The organism is Streptomyces sp. NPDC001822, from assembly GCF_042892135.1.
Taxonomy (GTDB): Bacteria; Actinomycetota; Actinomycetes; order Streptomycetales; family Streptomycetaceae; genus Streptomyces.
In genome coordinates, this window is the sequence record NZ_JBIATW010000025.1 from 1 (window position 1) to 17,804 (window position 17,804).

Sequence of the window (17,804 nt, forward strand, 5' to 3'; positions counted from 1 at the left end):
CCACACCCCCCGACTGGGTGCCGCCTTGACGGGGGTCCATAGGGGGGGGGGGGGGGCGGCCGACCCCACGGGCCCCCCCCCACACACCCCCCCGGGGCGCCCCCCCGCCCCGGGGGGCCCCCCCTTCTCGTATGTGCTCAGAGGGCGAGGTGCCGGCGCAGAGCGGCGTCGATGTCCGTCATGCGCTGACGGGGGACGGCGCCGACGCGCCGGAGGAACCGCTCGCGCGCCATGGCGCGCACCTGCTCGCACTGCACCTTGGAGTCCCTGGGCAGACCGGACTCCTCCGCGTGCAGGAGCACCTGGAAGGGATGGACCCGGGCGGTGTTCGAGGTCAGCGGCACCACGGTCACCACTCCCCGCCCCGTACGGTCCACCACGGCATTGGCTCCGTCGTTCGAGATGATCACGGAGGGGCGGGCCTTGTTCGCCTCGCTGCCCCGGACCGGCTCGTAATCGACCAGATAGATGTCACCGCGCTTCATCGGTCAGCCCGTCCCCCGAGAAGCGGTCCCAGAACGCGGCGTCCTCGCTCGCGTCCCACTCCGCGAAGGCCGCCTCGTAGTCGGCCTCCAGGTTGGACGCCCGCAGGGCCTCGATCGCCGCGTGTATCACGGCCGACCGGGAGCCCGCGTCGGTCTTCGCGGCGTACTCGTCGACGAAGGCGACATCCTCCGGCGGCAGGCTCACACTGATCTTCATACCATTGATGCTACCGCGAGTAGGAAAGGTAGGCCACCCGCATGCGGGACACCGGGAGACGCCGGGCCCGCTCCGGAACCGGGCCGCGTACGCGGTGGTGACCGGAGGGCGGCCCCGGCCCGGGAGGTCCGCCGGAAACGCGCATCGCGCTGCGCCCGTCGCACGTGGAAGGATGGCCGAAAACGTCGGATATCAAGGAGATGACCGCGTGCCTGGCACGAATCTGACCCGCGAAGAGGCACAGGAGCGGGCGCGCCTGCTGACCGTGGACGCGTACGAGGTCGACCTCGACCTCTCCGGAGCGCAGGAGGGCGGCACCTACAGGTCCGTCACCACCGTGCGCTTCGACTCCGCCGAGGCCGGCGCGGAGACCTTCATCGACCTGGTCGCCCCGGCCGTGCACGACGTCGTGCTGAACGGGAAGTCGCTCGACGTCGCGGCGGTGTTCCGTGACTCACGGATCACGCTGCCGCACCTGGAGGCCGGTGCGAACGAGCTGAAGGTCGTCGCCGACTGCTCGTACACCAACACCGGTGAGGGTCTGCACCGGTTCGTCGACCCGGTCGACGAGCAGGCCTACCTCTACACGCAGTTCGAGGTGCCGGACGCCCGCAGGGTGTTCGCCAGCTTCGAGCAGCCCGACCTGAAGGCGACCTTCCGGTTCACCGTGAAGGCGCCCTCGGGCTGGACCGTGATCTCCAACTCGCCGACGCCGGAGCCCGAGGGCGACGTCTGGTCCTTCGAGCCGACGCCGCGCATCTCCACCTACATCACGGCGCTGATCGCGGGCCCGTACCACGCGGTGCACAGCAGCTACGAGAAGGACGGCCAGTCCGTCCCGCTCGGCATCTACTGCCGGCCCTCGCTCGCCGAATACCTCGACGCGGACGAGATCTTCGAGGTCACGCGGCTGGGCTTCGAGTGGTTCCAGGAGAAGTTCGACTACGCGTACCCGTTCGCGAAGTACGACCAGCTCTTCGTCCCGGAGTTCAACGCGGGCGCGATGGAGAACGCGGGCGCGGTCACGATCCGCGACCAGTACGTCTTCCGCTCGAAGGTGACGGACGCCGCCTACGAGACGCGGGCCGAGACCATCCTCCACGAGCTCGCCCACATGTGGTTCGGCGACCTGGTCACCATGGAGTGGTGGAACGACCTCTGGCTCAACGAGTCGTTCGCGACGTACACCTCCATCGCCTGCCTGGCGGACGCGGAGGGCTCGAAGTGGCCGCACTCCTGGACCACCTTCGCCAACTCGATGAAGACGTGGGCCTACCGCCAGGACCAGCTGCCCTCGACGCACCCGATCATGGCGGACATCCGGGACCTCGACGACGTCCTGGTGAACTTCGACGGGATCACGTACGCGAAGGGCGCCTCCGTCCTCAAGCAGCTCGTGGCGTACGTCGGCCGGGACGAGTTCTTCAAGGGCGTCCAGGCGTACTTCAAGGCGCACGCCTTCGGCAACACGCGCCTGTCCGACCTGCTGGGCGCACTGGAGGAGACCTCCGGACGTGACCTGAAGACCTGGTCGAAGGCATGGCTGGAGACGGCCGGGATCAACATCCTGCGCCCGGAGATCCAGACCGACGAGCACGGTCACGTCACCTCCTTCACCGTCCTCCAGGAGGCTCCGGCCCTGCCCGCCGGCGCCAAGGGCGAGCCGACGCTCCGCCCGCACCGGATCGCGATCGGCTGCTACGACCTCGACGAGGCCGGGAAGCTGGTCCGCACGGACCGCATCGAGCTGGACGTCGACGGCGAGCGCACCACCGTGCCGTTCCCCTCCGGCACGGCCCGTCCGGCGGTCGTCCTGCTCAACGACGACGACCTGTCGTACGCCAAGGTCCGCCTCGACGAGGAGTCCCTGCGGGTCGTCACCGCGCACCTGGGCGACTTCGCCGAGTCCCTGCCTCGCGCCCTGAGCTGGGCCTCGGCCTGGGACATGACGCGCGACGGCGAGCTCGCGACGCGCGACTACCTGGCGCTGGTCCTCTCCGGCATCTCCAAGGAGACGGACATCGGCGTCGTGCAGTCGCTGCACCGCCAGGTGAAGACCGCCCTCGACCTGTACGCGGCACCGGAGTGGCGCGAGGCGGGTCTGAACCAGTGGACCGAGGCCACGCTGGCGCACCTGCGTGCGGCGGAGCCGGGCGGGGACCACCAGCTGGCGTGGGCCCGCGCCTTCGCGGCGACGGCCCGCAGCCCGCTGCACCTGGACGTGCTGCAGTCACTGCTGGACGGCACGCAGGTGATCGAGGGGCTGACCGTCGACACCGAGCTGCGCTGGGCGTTCGTGCAGCGTCTGGCCGCGACCGGTCTCCTGGACGACGAGGAGATCGCGGCGGAGTACGAGCGCGACAGGACGGCCGCGGGTGAGCGCCACGCGGCGTCCGCGCGTGCCGCGCAGCCCACCGAGGAGGCGAAGGCGGAGGCGTGGGCCTCGGTCGTCGAGTCGGACAAGCTGCCGAACTCCCTCCAGGAGGCCGTCATCGGCGGGTTCGTGCAGACCGACCAGCGCGACCTGCTGGCTCCCTACACGGAGAGGTTCTTCACCGCGGTGAAGGCGGTCTGGGACTCGCGGAGCCACGAGATGGCGCAGCAGATCGCGGTGGGCCTGTACCCGGCCCTCCAGGTCTCCCAGGAGACCCTGGACGCCACGGACGCCTGGCTGGAGTCCGCGCAGCCGAGCGCCGCGCTGCGCAGGCTGATGTCGGAGTCCAGGTCGGGCGTGGAGCGTGCGCTCAGGGCCCAGGCGGCCGACGCCGCGGCGGCGACCGCCTAGCGGGTCCGGCCGGCACGGGAAGGGGCGCCTCCGGCGGGAGGCGCCCCTTTCGGCCTCAGGCCGCCGACTCCTGGTAGCGGCGGACCAGTTCGGCCGCGCCCGCCTCGGTCAAGGAGCCGTGCAGACGCATCCGGGCCACTCCGCCGTCGGGGAAGGCGTCGAGGCGCACGTGGGTGACCACGGCCTCGGTGTCCAGGACGAAGCGGTGGGCGGTGTCGGGCTGGAGCCCGGTGCGGGGGATGATCTCGAACCACTCGCCGTCGCCGTCGCGGCCCTGGAGGCCGATCCAGCCGGCCGCGTTGCCCTTGAGACAGGCGGTGTCGATCTCGACGGCGCGCACCGCGCCCTGGGCGGGGAGGCGGAAGCGCACCCAGTCGTTCGTGTCGCGGACCCGGCGGCGGCGGTTCTCCCAGCCGTCGTCCATCCTGCGGGACGTACCCGGCAGGATGATCTGGGCCGGCGAGGAGTAGAAGCGGTCCGAGGCGTCCTCGTACGTCCCGCCGTTCAGGATCGAGAGCAGGTCGACCGTGCCGAGTGCGGCGATCCAGGCCGGGTCCGGTACGACCTCGCCGTGCACCCGGAGCCGGGCGATGCCGCCGTCCGGGTGCTGGCAGAGGCGGATGTGGGTGTAGCGGCGGTCCGCGGTGACCTCGAAGGCGTTGGCCGCGTGGCCGCGTACGGGGGCCGGCGGGACGATCTCCTCCCACTTCACACCGTCGGCGAGGAGCTGCCCGGGGCCCGGGGCGCCCTCGACGGCCGTGGCCTGGACGGAGACGCGCTGGGGGTAGTTGCCCCGGAAGTGCGCGGTGTCGACGACGATCCCCCTGATGATCCCGGGAGCACCGAGGCGGACGATCGCCCAGTCGTGGTCCCCGGGCGCCGGGAAGGGGTGGTCCGCGTCCGCGCCGCGGCGGCGGCGGGTCTCCCAGCCGTCCATGATCTTGCCCTTGTGGCCGAACCGCTCGGGGTCGAAGACGGCGGGCTCGCGGATCAGGAGGTTCTCCCGCTCGGCGAAGAACTCGTCGTTGGCGGCGATGACGCCCGCGCCGAGGCGGCGGTCCGCGAGGTCGACGAGGCCGGTGAAGGGGAGGCCGGGGGCGTCGCGGTAGTCGGCGTACGGGTCACCCCCGCCGTAAGGGGCCGCGTCGTTCGCGTGGGGGTCGGACTCGTCGAATGCGGTCTTGCTCGCGTCGGTGGTCATGACCCGACTGTCGACCGGATCGACCCGTCAGGTCCATCGAAAGTTTTCGCACGGTCTCATCAGATCTTCTTAACGATCCGGTCTCCGGCCACGTCCTCCGCCGCCCGCCGCAGAGCCTCCAGCACCCGCGCCACCGCGGGGCCCCGGTCGGCGCCCTGCCTCACCGCGGCCACCACGTGCCGGTGCGGCCGGTCCGCCTCCAGCACCCGCATGGCCACCGTGTCGCCCCAGCGGTCGGCGGCCGACGCCATCCGGGGCACCAGCGCCACCCCCATGCCCGCCTCCACCATGGCCAGGATCGCGGTCCAGCCCGAGGCGCTGTGCGCCTGCTCCGGCACGAAGCCCGCCGCCTCGCACGCGGCCCTCGTGATCTCCGACCACGGGCCCGAGCCGCCGAAGATCCAGGGCTCCGAGGCGAGATCGGCCAGCCTCAGGCCGGGTGTGCGGGCGAGGCCGTGGTCCGCGGGCAGGGCGACGTCGAGGGGGTCGGCGAGCAGCGGGACGAGCGTGAAGCGGGGGTCGCGGGCCGTCGGGGCGTGCGCCGCGAGGGAGAGCGCCAGATCCACCTCCCCGGCCGAGAGCAGCTCGTACGCCTGCGCGGCCTCCGCCTCCCGGACGCGCACCTCGGGACCGGGACGGCCCCCGGCCCGCAGGAGCCGGACGGCCGGCACGACGAGGGCGGGTACGGCCGTCGAGAACGCGCCGACCCGCACCTGTCCGGCCTCGCCGCGCAGATAGCCGGTCAGTTCTGCGTCCGCCTGCTCCAACTGGGCGAAGACCGCCTCGGCGTGACGCAGCACGAGGTGGGCGGCGTCGGTCAGGCGGACCCGGCGGCCCTGTGCCTGGAGCAGCGGCACCCCGAGCTGCCTGGCGAGGTTGGTCAGCTGCTGCGACACCGCCGAGGGCGTCATGAGGAGGGCCTCGGCGGTCGCGGTGACCGTGCCCCGGTCGCGCAGCGTGCGCAGGATGCGGAGCTTCTTGACGTCCCACTCGGTCATGGGCGCAACCTACCCGGGACCGGACATGCCGGTGCGCCGCGCGGTACTGCGTACCGGCGGCGCACTCGGGAGAACTGGCTAGGCGTGCTTCCTGGACCGGTCGAGGACCATGACGAGGCCCACGATCACCAGGAAGATGAGGATCGGCAGCCCGACGTAGAGACCCAGGGTCTCCAGCACGCTCAGGCCGGACCCCGGGTCGTCACCGTCGTCGCGGGTGAGCGCGAGCGCGGGGGACGACATGAGCAGCATCATCAGCGTCGTACCGGCCGCGACGGCGCCGGCGCGCATAGCGTTCTTCTTGTCCACGGTGCAAACGTAGCGAACGCCTACGACGGGCGCGCGTCCGGGGGTGCCGTACGGGCTGCCGGTGCGCCCCGACGCTCCGGCGCGCCCCGGCCGTTCGGGACGCCCGCACCGCCCCGGGGCGGCGCGAGTACGGCCATCAGCCGGTGCAGCCGCGGTGACGCGGCGATCTCCTCCAGGGTGACGGGATGCCCCTCCGCGTCGGCGATGGGCAGGCGCCAGTTGGGGTACTGGTCCCAGGTGCCGGGGAGGTTCTGCGGGCGCCGGTCGCCCACGGTGTCCGGGAGCCACACACCCGCCATCCGGGCCGGGGTCCGCAGCAGGAAGCGGTGCACCGCGCGGACGGCTCCCTCCTCGTCCCCCTCGCCCTCGGGCAGCAGCCGCAGCCTGGCCAGGTAGGCGAGCCACTCGGCCGTGTCGGCGGCGTCCTCGGCCAGTTCCTGCTCCAGGCTCCGGGTCAGCAGCCCGAGGCGGTGGCGGAGCGTCACATGGTCGCCCGTCAGCCGGGCGGCCGTGGACGGCAGGTCGTGGGTGGTGGCCGTGGCGACGCAGTCCCGGCGCCACTTCTCGGGGGCGAGCGGCCGCCGGGTGCCGTCCCAGTCGCGCTCGAACCAGAGCACGGAGGTGCCGAGCACGCCGCGCCGGGCGAGCGCCTCGCGCACACCCGGTTCGACGGTGCCGAGGTCCTCCCCTATGACGACGGCACCGGCCCGGTGCGCCTCCAGGACGAGGACCGCGAGCATGGCCTCCGCGTCGTGGCCGACATAGGTGCCCTCGGTGGGCGGACGGCCTTCGGGCACCCACCAGAGCCGGAAGAGGCCCATGACGTGGTCGATGCGCAGGGCTCCGGCGTGCGCGAGCAGCCCGCGCAGCAGATTGCGGTACGGGGCGAACCCGGAGGCCGCGAGGGCGTCCGGGCGCCAGGGGGGCAGGCCCCAGTCCTGGCCGTGGGCGTTGAAGGCGTCGGGGGGCGCGCCGACGGACATGCCGCGCGCGAAGGCGTCCTGCTGGGACCAGGCGTCGGCGCCGTCGGGGTGCACGCCCACGGCCAGGTCGTGGACGATCCCGACCGCCATGCCGGACTCCCGTGCGGCGCTCTGGGCGGCGGCGAGCTGGGTGTCGGTGAGCCAGGCGAGCCGGCAGTGGAAGTCGACACGGTCCATGAGGGCGGACCGCGCCCGGGCGCTCGCCGGGGAGCGCGGGTCCCGCAGCCCTTCGGGCCACTCGCGCCACCGGGAGCCGTGCACCTCGGCCAGCGCGCACCACAGGGCGTGGTCCTCCAGGGCCCGTCCCTGTTCGGCGAGGAAGTCGCAGTAGTCGGCGCGGCGGCCGGGCGTCAGGGGGACCTGGTGGATCAGCTCCAGTGCCTGCCTCTTGAGCTCCCAGACGGCGTCACGGTCGATCAGCGCGCCCTTGTTCAGGACGGCTTCGCGCAGTGCGGCGGCCTCCTGGCGCAGGTCGTCGAGTGCGGCCCTGCCGGGCTCGGGGACGTGGCCGTACTCCGGGATCGACTCGATGTGGAGGTGGACCGGGTCGGGGAAGCGCCGCGAGGAGGGCCGGTAGGGGGAGGGGTCGGTCGGCTTGCCGGGCACCGCGGCGTGCAAGGGGTTGACCTGCACGAATCCGCTGCCCAGGGTGCGGCCCGACCAGGTGGCGAGGTCGGCCAGGTCGCCGAGGTCACCCATGCCCCAGGACCGGGCGGAGAGCAGCGAGTAGAGCTGGACCAGGAAGCCGTGCGTCCGCCCGGCGGGCTGCGGCACGCGGTCCGGGGCGACGACGAGCGTGGCGGCGGCGTGGTGGTGGTCGGGGGTGCGGACCGTCAGCCGGTGCACACCCGGGGGCGGTCCGGCCCACCAGGAGGGCACGTCCGCCGCGCCCCGGGCCGGGGCCGGTGTCACCCGCATCGTCAGGGGCGAGGACGCTCCGGCGGCCTCCGGCTCGGGGTCGACCGTCACGGCCGATCCGGGCGGCAGTGCGGTCAGCACGGCCGGAAGCGGCTCTCCCGACCAGACCACCACCGTCGGCGGGAGGAGGCGGGAGGCCGCCGCGGACTCGGCCGCGGCGAGTGATCTCCCCACCTCGGCGGGCGTGGCGGCTTCGACGCCCAGCGCGGCGAGCACGGCCGTGACCGTGCCGTCGGGGACGGACACCGTGACATCCGCGGACGGGGAGAAGGAGGTGGCGACGCCGTGCAGTTCGGCGAGCCGGGACAAGCCCATTCAGACTCCTGGGGACTCCATGCCCCCTGCGGTGCCGGGTGCTGTCGGCTCGCTGGTCAGAGGGGCGACGGCGGCGAGCGGAGGCTCGCTCGTGAGAGGTGTGGCGTCGGCGAGCGGAGGCTCGCTGGTGAGCGGCGCGTCGGCGAAGGCGGCTTCACCGGTCAGGTCGGAGACGTAGGCGAGCGGCAGCTCGCTGATCATCGGAGGGACGGTGGCGGTCGGGGAGTTCTCGGCTGCCGGCGGATCGCAATCCATGAGGCTCGGTACCTGTTTGGAGAGGGCGGAGAGCAGGAGCTGTGCGGAAGCGGGCACGTCGGCCTCCTGGCCGTGGACGACAGGACAGGGCAGACCTACCCAGCCGGCGCGGCCGCAGACGTGAACGTGACATACGCGTTATACCAACGAGTCGAACGTGCCGTGGGTCACATTCGGTTCCCCGCACGCCAGGTCCGGGCGGTTTTCGGCCACTCGGCAGCACCCGCGCGTGCGCCCCGCCCGGATCTCGCGTCACCCCGGGCACATCCGGCACGACGGCCCCGCACATGGACACTCCCCCGCGCCCTGCGGGTCGTCCTCAGCCCGGCCCCGACCTGGCGCGCACGGCGAAGGCCTCGTCCTCGGGGGGCGAGTACGGCTACTCGCTGTGATCGGTGGAGCCCACGCGGTCGCGGAGAAGCCCTGGGGCCGGCGGGACGGCGAAGGCCCCGCCGGTCGCGCCGTCAGGCGGAGACGCCGTCGATGCGGGCCATCACGTCCTCCGCACCGAACGGCTGCAGGTAGGGCAGCCAGCGCGGATCCCGGTGTCCGGTCCCGATGATCCGCCAGGCGAGCCCGCTGGGCGGGGCGGGCTGATGGCGCAGCCGCCATCCCAGCTCGGGCAGGTGGCGGTCGGCCTTGACGTGGTTGCAGCGGCGGCAGGCGGCCACCACGTTGTCCCAGGCGTGCTGTCCGCCGCGGCTGCGGGGAATGACGTGGTCGACGCTGGTGGCGGCGGCCCCGCAGTACATGCAGCGGCCTCCGTCCCTCGCGAAGAGGGCCCGGCGGGTGAGGGGCACGGGGCCTCGGTAGGGGACCCGCACGAACCGCTTCAGGCGGACGACGCTGGGGGCCGGCACGGCACGGGTGGCACTGTGCATGAAGGCGCCGGACTCCTCGAGGCAGATGGCCTTGTTCTCGAGGACGAGGACGAGTGCGCGGCGCAGAGGTACGACGCCGAGCGGCTCGTACGAAGCGTTGAGAACCAGGACGTGCGGCACGTGGATGCCTCCTTGTACGCCGGCGACGCGTGGCTCGCGCCGGGACGATCCGATCTCAGTCTCTCCTCATGCCTGGTCCGAGCGCCACCACGTGCGGGTAACGGGCCGGAGGGATTTTCCTCACCGCCCGGCCGCGCGCGCACCCGGTCGTCCCGGAACCGGCGCCTCAGCAGGGCGGCGGACCCCGCATGAGATCGGCCACACACCGTGTATCCCCGCGTGAGCCCCGTCTCTCCCCCTGCCGGAGCAACGAACCACTCCTCCGGCTTCGTTAGTGTGGACGGGCTGCCGTCACCCCACCTGGAGGTCCCCGCCGTGCCCTTGTCCGCCCTCTTGGCCGTCGCCCCGTCACCCGGGACCCCCGGCTCGCTGGACGAAGCCGCCGAGCGGGCCGGAAACGCCGCGGGCTGGGTCGAGGAGAACTGGTCCACCTGGCTGAACACCGGTCTGCGCATCATCCTGATCGCGGCCATCGCGATCGTGCTGCGCTACCTGATCCGGCGGGCCCTCACCAACCTCATCGACCGGATGAACCGCAGCGCCCAGGCGGTGGAGGGCACCGCTCTCGGCGGTCTGCTGGTCAACGCGGAGCGTCGTCGCCAGCGCTCCGAGGCGATCGGTTCCGTCCTGCGCTCGGTCACGTCGTTCCTGATCCTCGGCACGGCCTCCCTGATGATCCTGGGCGCCTTCAAGATCGATCTGGCCCCGCTGCTGGCCTCCGCCGGTGTGGCCGGCGTGGCCCTGGGCTTCGGCGCCCGCAACCTCGTCACCGACTTCCTCTCCGGGGTCTTCATGATCCTGGAGGACCAGTACGGCGTGGGCGACCAGATCGACGCGGGCGTCGCCTCCGGCGAGGTCATCGAGGTCGGCCTGCGGGTCACCAAGCTGCGCGGCGACAACGGTGAGATCTGGTACGTCCGCAACGGCGAGGTGAAGCGGATCGGCAACCTCAGCCAGGGCTGGTCCACGGCCGGCGTCGACGTCACGGTCCGCCCCTCCGAGGACCTGGACGTGGTCCGCGGCGCGATCAGCGGCGCGGCCGAGGCCATGACCAAGGAGGAGCCCTGGTCGGAGCGGCTGTGGGGCCCGGTGGAGGTGCTCGGCCTGGACGCGGTGCTGCTGGACTCGATGACCGTCAGGGTCACGGCGAAGACGATGCCGGGCAAGTCCCTGGGCGTGGAGCGCGAGCTGCGCTGGCGGATCAAGCAGGCGCTCGACTCGGCCGGCGTCCGGATGGTCGGCGCCCTGCCGCTCCCGGCGGACGGCGAGTCCGCCGCCGACCCGACGGCGGGCATGGCGGCTCCCTCCGCCTACGCCTCGACGACCTCGCCGCAGTCGCTGGCGGCCACTCCGATACCGCCGACGAACCTCACGAAGTAGCGCGGCCGGACGCCGCGACGAACGGACGCCGCGACGAACGGGCGGCGCGCTCGCCGGGGAATCCCTTCGGGCTCCGGCCCGCCCTCCCCGTGACCGCCGCCGGCGGCCGGTCGCCGCACCGCCACGCCCCCGGAGGTAACGCTTCGGTTGCCTCGGGGGCGTTTTCCATTGACGGCCGCGTGACATCGCGCCTACGTTCCTCAATGAACAGGAAACTTTCCTAACAGAGGGCGGGTGTCACTCATGGCCGGAACCACCCCGGGCACGCCCCGCGTGCTGCGCGCCATGAACGACCGGGCGGCCCTCGACCTGCTGCTGGAGCACGGCCCGCTCACCCGCACGCGGATCGGGAAGCTGACGGGCCTGTCCAAGCCCACGGCGTCGCAGCTCCTGGCCCGGCTGGAGGCGGCGGGGCTCGTCGTCGCCACCGGCACGAGCGAGGGGCGGCCCGGTCCCAGCGCCCAGCTGTACGCGGTCAACGCCGGGGCCGCCCACGTGGCGGGGCTGGACGTGACCGCCCAGCGGATCGTCGCGGCCGTCGCGGACGTGACCGGCGCGACCGTCGGCACGTACGAGGTGCCCGCCTCCGCACGGCGCGCCGGAGGCGTGGTGCGCCAGGTGACGGACGCCCTGGACGGCGCGGTCAAGGACGCCGGCATCACCCGGGCCGACGTGCACCGGGTCGTCGTCGGCACCCCCGGGGCGTTCGATCCCGGCACGGGCCGGCTGCGCTACGCCTCGCACCTGCCCGGCTGGCACTCCCCCACGCTGCTGGACGAGCTGGCCGCCATCCTGCCGATGCCGGTGGAGTACGAGAACGACGTCAACCTGGTCGCGGTGGCCGAACAGCGGCTCGGCGCGGCCCGCGGTCACGAGGACTTCGTCCTCCTGTGGAACGAGGAGGGCCTCGGCGCCGCCCTCGTCATCAACGGCAGGCTGCACCGCGGCTTCACCGGCGGCGCGGGCGAGGTCGGCTTCCTGCCCGTGCCCGGCACCCCGCTGGTGCGTCAGGTGGTGAAGGCGAACGCCGGCGGTTTCCAGGAGCTGGCGGGCGCGCAGGCCGTGCCGAGGCTCGCCACCGCCCTCGGCATCGAGACCCCGCACCAGCCGTACACGGAGGTCGCCGCAGGGCTCCTCGCCCGGGCCGCGGCGGAGTACGAGCGGGACCCGGCCCTCACCGAGCTCCTGCGGCAGTACGCGCAGCGCCTCGCCACCGGGCTCGCGTCCGTCACCGCCGTGCTCGACCCGGGGCTGATCGTCCTCTCGGGCGGACTGGTCTCCGCCGGCGGCGATCGGCTGCTGTCCCTGGTCCAGTCCGAACTCGCCGAGCTGGCGGCGTCCCGGCCACGTCTCGCCCTCGGGCTGATCGACCGGCACCCGGTCCTGCGGGGCGCCCTGGAACGCGCCCTGGCGGACACCCGCGACGAAGTGTTCGACACCTCCCGCTGACCCCGCAGCACTCCCCCGCACCTCCCGCACCACCTCTGTCCCACTCCCCTTCTCCTTCTTCCCCTGTCCCTGGGAGCTTTGTCATGCGCAGAAGCCGCACGATGACCACCACGGCCGTCGCCGTCGCCGCGATCTCGGTACTCGCCACCGCCTGTACGGGCCAGACCGAGTCCGGTGCGAACGACGACCCGAACGCGAAGACCACGATCAACTTCTGGCACGGCTGGAGCGCGCCCTCCGAGGTGAAGGCGGTCCAGGACAACGTCGACCGGTTCGAGAAGACCCACCCCAACATCACCGTCAGGGTCGTCGGCAACATCAACGACGACAAGCTCAACCAGGCGCTGCGGGCCGGTGGTTCGAACGGTCCGGACGTGGTGTCCTCCTTCACCACCTCGAACGTCGGCAAGTTCTGCTCGTCCGGGGCCTTCGCCGACCTCGGCCCGTTCATCGAGAAGTCGAAGCTGGACCTGGAGAAGACCTTCCCCAAGGTCCTGCTGGACTACACGCAGTTCGAGGGCAAGCGCTGCGCGCTGCCGCTGCTCGCCGACGCGTACGGGCTCTACTACAACAAGGACGCCTTCGAGAAGGCCGGCATCACCGCGCCCCCGAAGACCATGTCCGAGCTGGCCTCGGTCGCCAAGAAGCTGACGGTGAGCAAGGGCGACGGCTACGAACAGCTGGGCTTCATGCCGACGTTCCACGGCTACGAGACGGTCGCCGACCACTACCTGTCCTCGTGGGACCACGCGTACTTCGACACCGACGGCAAGTCGAACATCGCCGAGGACCCGGCGTTCGCCGAGATGTTCACGTACCAGAAGCAGCTGGTCGAGGACCTCGGCGGATACGAGAAGCTGGAGAAGTACCGGGGCACGTTCGGTGACGAGTGGGGGGCCAAGCACCCCTTCCACACCGGCCAGGTCGCGATGCAGCTGGACGGCGAGTGGCGCCTCGGCATGGCGGCGGACGCCAAGGTGCCGTTCGAGATCGGTGTGGCCCCCATGCCGGTCGCCGACGACGAGGCCGACAGCTACGGCAAGGGCTTCCTGTCCGGCACGATCATGGGCATAGCCCCGGCCAGCAAGAAGCAGAACGCGGCCTGGGAGCTCATGAAGTTCATGACCAGCGACACGCAGGCGGTGGTCGACTTCGCCAACGGCATCCGCAACGTGCCCTCCACCTTCGCGGCGCTCAAGTCGCCCGGCCTGAAGTTCGACCCGCGCTTCAAGACGTTCCTCGACATCGCGCAGCACCCGAAGTCCAGCACCCCGGACGGCGCGGTCAACGGCTCGGCGTACCAGCAGACCATCCAGGACTTCGGCTTCCAGTACGAGAAGGGCGCGGTGAAGGACCTGAAGGCCGGTCTGGCGGAGACCGCCGCGCAGATCGACACCGACATCGCCAAGGCGGAGTAGTCCCCCGATGACCACGCACACGCTCCGCTCCAAGCGCCGCAGATCGGCGCTGCGGACGGCGGCCTTCATGTCGCCCTGGCTGATCGGGTTCGCCGTCTTCTTCGCGTACCCGATGATCTCGACCGTGTACTTCTCGTTCATGAAGTACGACGGCTTCGGGGCGCCGTCCTTCAACGGGCTGACGAACTGGACGTACGTCTTCGGCGACTACCCGATGTTCTGGCCCTCGCTGCGCAACACCCTGTGGCTGGTGCTCGTCATGGTCAGCTGCCGGGTGGTGTTCGGGCTCGGCATCGGCATGCTGATCACGAAGATCAAGACGGGCACGGGGCTGTTCCGCACCTTCTTCTACCTGCCCTACCTCGCCCCGCCGGTGGCCGCGACGCTCGCCTTCGTCTTCCTGCTGAACCCGGGCACGGGCCCCGTCAACGCGATCCTGGGCGACCTGGGGCTGCCGACGCCGGGCTGGTTCAACGACGCCTCCTGGTCGAAGCCGGCGCTCACGATGCTCGCGGTGTGGGGCATCGGGGACCTCATGGTGATCTTCATGGCGGCGCTCCTCGACGTGCCCCGTGAGCAGTACGAGGCAGCCGAGCTGGACGGCACCTCGGCCTGGCAGCGGTTCCGCTTCGTCACGCTGCCGAACATCTCGCCGATCGTGCTGTTCGCCGTGGTCACGGGGGTGATCCAGGCGATGCAGTACTACACCCAGCCCCTCGTGGCCGGGAAGGTCGCGTCGGGAGTCATCGGCGGCTCCGGGCAGCAGTTCGAGCCGGGATATCCCGACAAGTCGACACTCACGCTGCCCCAGCTGGTCTACAACCTCGGTTTCCAGCGCTTCGACTACGGCTCCGCCTGCGTCGTCGCCCTCGTGCTGTTCGCCCTGGCCATGGCCTTCACCGCACTGCTGATGCGGGGCCGCAACAACCTGATCCAGGCCGGTGACTGAGTCATGACCCAACTCCTCGACCCGCCCCGGCCCCGCACGGCCGACGGGGCGGCCACCCCCGCCGAACGCACCGCCCGCCGCAAGGCGCTGCTGCACTGGATCGCGGTGCACTCGCTCGGTGTCGCGGCCGCGCTGTTCTTCGTCCTGCCGTTCGTCTTCGTCCTGCTGACCTCGCTGATGAGCGACCAGCAGGCGCTGACCAGGGACCTCACGCCCGACACCTGGGAGTGGGAGAACTACCGGCGGGTCCTCGACACCCCGGGGTTCCTGACCTGGTGGCGCAACACCCTGCTGTACGCGGGGGTGGGCACCGTCCTGACGGTGCTCTCGTCCGTGCCCGTCGCCTACGCGCTGGCGAAGTTCCGCTTCCGGGGACGGCGGCTCTCCCTGATGCTCGTCATCTCGATGATGATGCTGCCGCCGCAGGTCGTCATCATCCCGATGTACCTGTTCTGGGCGAAGCAGCTGGACCTCTCCGGCACGCTCTGGCCGCTCATCATCCCGATGGCGTTCGGCGACGCGTTCTCCATCTTCCTGCTGCGGCAGTTCCTCCTCACGATCCCCGACGAGTACCTGGACGCCGCGAAGGTCGACGGCTGCGGCGAGTTCCGCACCCTCGTCAGGGTCGTGCTGCCGATGGCCAGGCCCGGCATCGCGGCGATCGCCCTGTTCCAGTTCTTCGCCGCGTGGAACGACTACTTCGGGCCGCAGATCTACGCCTCCGAGAACCCGGCCGCCTGGACACTGAGTTACGGCCTGGAATCCTTCAAGGGCGCGCACCACACCGACTGGAACCTGACCATGGCCGCGACCGTTCTGGTCATGGCCCCCGTGATCGCCGTCTTCTTCTTCGCCCAGAAGGCATTCGTCGAGGGCGTCACACTGACCGGAGTAAAGGGCTGACATGAAGCTCGCAGTAGTGGGTGGCGGGTCCACCTACACACCCGAACTGATCGACGGTTTCGCACGTCTGCGGGACACCCTGCCCATCGAGGAGCTCGTGCTCGTCGACCCGGCGGCCGACCGGCTGGAGCTCGTCGGCGGCCTGGCGCGGCGGATCTTCGCCAAGCAGGGCCATCCGGGGCGGATCACGACCACGGCCGACCTGGACGCGGGGGTGGAGGGCGCGGACGCGGTGCTGCTCCAGCTGCGCGTCGGCGGGCAGGCCGCGCGCAACCAGGACGAGACCTGGCCGCTGGAGTGCGGCTGCGTCGGCCAGGAGACCACCGGGGCCGGCGGCCTCGCCAAGGCGCTGCGCACGGTGCCGGTCGTCCTGGACATCGCCGAGCGGGTCCGGCGCACCAACCCGGACGCCTGGATCATCGACTTCACCAACCCGGTCGGCATCGTGACCCGGGCACTGCTCCAGGCCGGTCACAAGGCGGTGGGGCTGTGCAACGTCGCGATCGGCTTCCAGCGGAAGTTCGCGCGGCTGCTGGACGTCGCTCCGCGCGAGGTGCACCTCGACCACGTCGGTCTCAACCACCTCTCGTGGGAGCTCGGGGTGCGCCTCGGCGGCCCGGACGGCGAGGACGTCCTGCCGAAGCTGCTGGCGGAGCACGGCGACACGATCGCGGGCGACCTGCGCATGCCCCGGCAGCTCGTGGACCGGCTCGGTGTCGTCCCCTCGTACTACCTGCGGTACTTCTACGCGCACGACGAGGTCGTCCGGGAGCTCGGCACGAAGCCGTCCCGGGCGGCGGAGGTCGCCGCGATGGAGAAGGAACTCCTGGCCATGTACGGCGATCCGGCGCTGGACGAGAAGCCGGAACTGCTCGCCAAGCGCGGCGGGGCCTACTACTCGGAGGCGGCCGTCGACCTGGCGGCCTCCCTGCTCGGCGGGGGCGGCTCCGCGGTGCAGGTGGTCAACACCCGCAACGACGGCACGCTGCCGTTCCTCCCGGACGACGCGGTGATCGAGGTGCAGGCGCGCGTCGACGGCGCGGGCGCCGTCCCCCTCGCGGTCCCCGCGCTCGACCCGCTCTACGCGGGGCTCGTCGGGTCCGTCACGGCGTACGAGGACCTGGCGCTGGACGCCGCCCTGCGCGGCGGCCGGGACCGGGTGTTCAAGGCGCTGCTCTCGCACCCGCTCGTGGGCCAGTTCGAGTACGCCGAGGCGCTCACGGACAAGCTGATCGCGCACAACCGGGAGCACCTGCCGTGGGCGTGAACGCATCGGTCCTCGCCATCGACGCGGGGAACAGCAAGACCGATGTGGCACTGATCGGCGAGGACGGCACGGTCCTGTCCACGGCGCGCGGCGGCGGCTTCCAGCCGCCGGTCGTCGGGGTGGAGCCGGCCGTCGACATCCTGGCGGCGGTGGTCGGGCAGGCGCTCGCGCGGTGCGAGGAGGACGTCGCCGGCGTCGCCCACGTGTCGGCGTGCCTGGCCAACGCCGATCTCCCCGTCGAGGAGGCCGAGCTGACCGAGGCTCTGCTGCGGCGGGGATGGGGCGGCACGGTGGAGGTGCGCAACGACACCTTCGCGATCCTGCGCGCGGGGGTGGACGAGCCGCGCGGGGTGGCCGTCGTGTGCGGCGCCGGGATCAACTGCGTGGGCATGGTGCCCGACGGCCGCACCGCGCGCTTCCCCGCGATCGGACGCATATCGGGTGACTGGGGCGGCGGTTCGGGGCTCGCGGACGAGGCGCTGTGGTTCGCCGCGCGGGCCGAGGACGGCCGCGGGAAGCCGACGGAGCTGGCCCGTGCGCTGCCGGGGCACTTCGGGCTCGGCTCGATGTACGAGCTGATCGAGGCGCTGCACAGGGGGCTGATCCCCGACGGCCGCCGCCACGAGCTGACTCCGGTGCTGTTCGCGACGAGCGCCGCCGGGGACCCGGTGGCGGGCGCCCTGGTGGACCGGCTGGCGGACGAGGTCGTCGCGATGGCGTCCGTCGCGATGGGCCGGCTCGGTCTGCTCGCCGAGGAGGTTCCCGTGGTGCTGGGGGGCAGCGTGCTCGCGGCTCGGCACCCCCGGCTGGACGGCCGGATCGCGGAGCTGCTCGCCGGACGCGCCCCCGGGGCGGTGGTGCGGGTGGTCGCCCAGCCCCCGGTGCTGGGGGCCGCGTTGCTCGGGCTCGACCACGTGGCGGCGCCTCCGGCGGCCCACGGGAGGCTGCGCTCGTACTACGCCTGACACAAT

Annotated in this window: 15 protein-coding genes and 1 pseudogene; 8 read left to right on the forward strand and 8 right to left on the reverse strand. The window is 72.0% G+C overall.

All coding sequences use genetic code 11. The features are described from left to right. Positions 1-137: 137 nt before the first annotated feature. Both ACFYY2_RS33825 and ACFYY2_RS33830 read right to left on the reverse strand, forming a co-directional pair. On the reverse strand, positions 138-485 hold the full coding sequence (locus tag ACFYY2_RS33825) for a type II toxin-antitoxin system PemK/MazF family toxin (protein ID WP_388750310.1): 348 nt from the start codon (positions 483-485) through the stop codon (positions 138-140). Further along, positions 472-702: a type II toxin-antitoxin system ParD family antitoxin gene (locus tag ACFYY2_RS33830; protein WP_388750312.1), complete on the reverse strand. Its 231-nt coding sequence runs from the start codon at positions 700-702 to the stop codon at positions 472-474. Before ACFYY2_RS33830 ends, ACFYY2_RS33825 begins: the two co-directional genes overlap by 14 nt. A gap of 208 nt (positions 703-910) precedes the next feature. Between ACFYY2_RS33830 and pepN the strand changes: the two genes are divergently transcribed. Beyond that, positions 911-3,487 carry an aminopeptidase N gene (pepN, locus tag ACFYY2_RS33835; protein WP_388750314.1) on the forward strand — a complete coding sequence of 859 codons (2,577 nt, stop codon included), beginning with the start codon at positions 911-913 and terminating at the stop codon, positions 3,485-3,487. 55 nt (positions 3,488-3,542) lie between these two features. Here the strand turns inward: pepN and alc are convergent, their stop codons facing one another. The 6 genes and pseudogenes from alc to ACFYY2_RS33865 all read right to left on the reverse strand — a co-directional run. Continuing rightward, complete coding sequence (alc, locus tag ACFYY2_RS33840) at positions 3,543-4,688, reverse strand: allantoicase (protein ID WP_388750318.1); 1,146 nt, start codon at positions 4,686-4,688, stop codon at positions 3,543-3,545. Between the two features lie 59 nt (positions 4,689-4,747). Then, the gene (locus ACFYY2_RS33845) at positions 4,748-5,686 is read right to left on the reverse strand and encodes a LysR substrate-binding domain-containing protein (protein ID WP_388750320.1); all 939 of its coding nucleotides are present in this window, start codon (positions 5,684-5,686) and stop codon (positions 4,748-4,750) included. 78 nt (positions 5,687-5,764) lie between these two features. After that, on the reverse strand, positions 5,765-5,995 hold the full coding sequence (locus tag ACFYY2_RS33850) for a hypothetical protein (protein WP_388750323.1): 231 nt from the start codon (positions 5,993-5,995) through the stop codon (positions 5,765-5,767). 20 nt (positions 5,996-6,015) lie between these two features. Beyond that, a complete protein-coding gene (gene malQ, locus ACFYY2_RS33855; protein ID WP_388750326.1) occupies positions 6,016-8,211 on the reverse strand; it encodes a 4-alpha-glucanotransferase in 2,196 nt (731 codons plus the stop codon). Beyond that, a complete protein-coding gene (locus ACFYY2_RS33860; RefSeq protein ID WP_388750329.1) occupies positions 8,212-8,523 on the reverse strand; it encodes a hypothetical protein in 312 nt (103 codons plus the stop codon). A gap of 410 nt (positions 8,524-8,933) precedes the next feature. Further along, positions 8,934-9,467 (reverse strand): annotated as a pseudogene (locus tag ACFYY2_RS33865) (HNH endonuclease); the annotation flags it as partial. A 315-nt stretch (positions 9,468-9,782) separates the two neighbouring features. On the opposite strand from ACFYY2_RS33865, the gene ACFYY2_RS33870 reads away from it, so the two are divergent. The 7 genes from ACFYY2_RS33870 to ACFYY2_RS33900 all read left to right on the forward strand — a co-directional run bounded on the left by ACFYY2_RS33870 (position 9,783) and on the right by ACFYY2_RS33900 (position 17,798). Continuing rightward, positions 9,783-10,847, forward strand: coding sequence for a mechanosensitive ion channel family protein (locus tag ACFYY2_RS33870; RefSeq protein ID WP_388750332.1), 1,065 nt, complete (start codon positions 9,783-9,785; stop codon positions 10,845-10,847). 243 nt (positions 10,848-11,090) lie between these two features. Then, positions 11,091-12,296, forward strand: a complete 1,206-nt coding sequence (locus ACFYY2_RS33875; protein ID WP_388750335.1) for an ROK family protein — start codon at positions 11,091-11,093, stop codon at positions 12,294-12,296. An 83-nt stretch (positions 12,297-12,379) separates the two neighbouring features. Then, the gene (locus ACFYY2_RS33880; RefSeq protein ID WP_388750338.1) at positions 12,380-13,714 is read left to right on the forward strand and encodes an ABC transporter substrate-binding protein; all 1,335 of its coding nucleotides are present in this window, start codon (positions 12,380-12,382) and stop codon (positions 13,712-13,714) included. A 7-nt stretch (positions 13,715-13,721) separates the two neighbouring features. After that, on the forward strand, positions 13,722-14,663 hold the full coding sequence (locus ACFYY2_RS33885; protein WP_388750340.1) for a carbohydrate ABC transporter permease: 942 nt from the start codon (positions 13,722-13,724) through the stop codon (positions 14,661-14,663). 3 nt (positions 14,664-14,666) lie between these two features. Then, entirely contained in the window at positions 14,667-15,566 is a 900-nt protein-coding gene (locus ACFYY2_RS33890; RefSeq protein WP_388750342.1) for a carbohydrate ABC transporter permease, read from the forward strand. A 1-nt stretch (position 15,567) separates the two neighbouring features. Next, the gene (locus tag ACFYY2_RS33895; protein WP_388750345.1) at positions 15,568-16,833 is read left to right on the forward strand and encodes a 6-phospho-beta-glucosidase; all 1,266 of its coding nucleotides are present in this window, start codon (positions 15,568-15,570) and stop codon (positions 16,831-16,833) included. Beyond that, positions 16,824-17,798, forward strand: a complete 975-nt coding sequence (locus ACFYY2_RS33900) for an N-acetylglucosamine kinase (RefSeq protein WP_388750347.1) — start codon at positions 16,824-16,826, stop codon at positions 17,796-17,798. Before ACFYY2_RS33895 ends, ACFYY2_RS33900 begins: the two co-directional genes overlap by 10 nt. Positions 17,799-17,804: the final 6 nt, after the last annotated feature.

Excerpts from the sequence above, each read along its gene's own strand:
- ACFYY2_RS33845 (WP_388750320.1), bottom strand. The coding sequence starts at position 5,686 with ATGACCGAGTGGGACGTCAAGAAGCTCCGCATCCTGCGCACGCTGCGC.
- ACFYY2_RS33885 (WP_388750340.1), top strand. The coding sequence starts at position 13,722 with ATGACCACGCACACGCTCCGCTCCAAGCGCCGCAGATCGGCGCTGCGG.
- ACFYY2_RS33830 (WP_388750312.1), bottom strand. The coding sequence starts at position 702 with ATGAAGATCAGTGTGAGCCTGCCGCCGGAGGATGTCGCCTTCGTCGAC.
- ACFYY2_RS33880 (WP_388750338.1), top strand. The coding sequence starts at position 12,380 with ATGCGCAGAAGCCGCACGATGACCACCACGGCCGTCGCCGTCGCCGCG.
- malQ (WP_388750326.1), bottom strand. The coding sequence starts at position 8,211 with ATGGGCTTGTCCCGGCTCGCCGAACTGCACGGCGTCGCCACCTCCTTC.
- alc (WP_388750318.1), bottom strand. The coding sequence starts at position 4,688 with ATGACCACCGACGCGAGCAAGACCGCATTCGACGAGTCCGACCCCCAC.
- ACFYY2_RS33875 (WP_388750335.1), top strand. The coding sequence starts at position 11,091 with ATGGCCGGAACCACCCCGGGCACGCCCCGCGTGCTGCGCGCCATGAAC.
- ACFYY2_RS33890 (WP_388750342.1), top strand. The coding sequence starts at position 14,667 with ATGACCCAACTCCTCGACCCGCCCCGGCCCCGCACGGCCGACGGGGCG.
- ACFYY2_RS33825 (WP_388750310.1), bottom strand. The coding sequence starts at position 485 with ATGAAGCGCGGTGACATCTATCTGGTCGATTACGAGCCGGTCCGGGGC.
- ACFYY2_RS33895 (WP_388750345.1), top strand. The coding sequence starts at position 15,568 with ATGAAGCTCGCAGTAGTGGGTGGCGGGTCCACCTACACACCCGAACTG.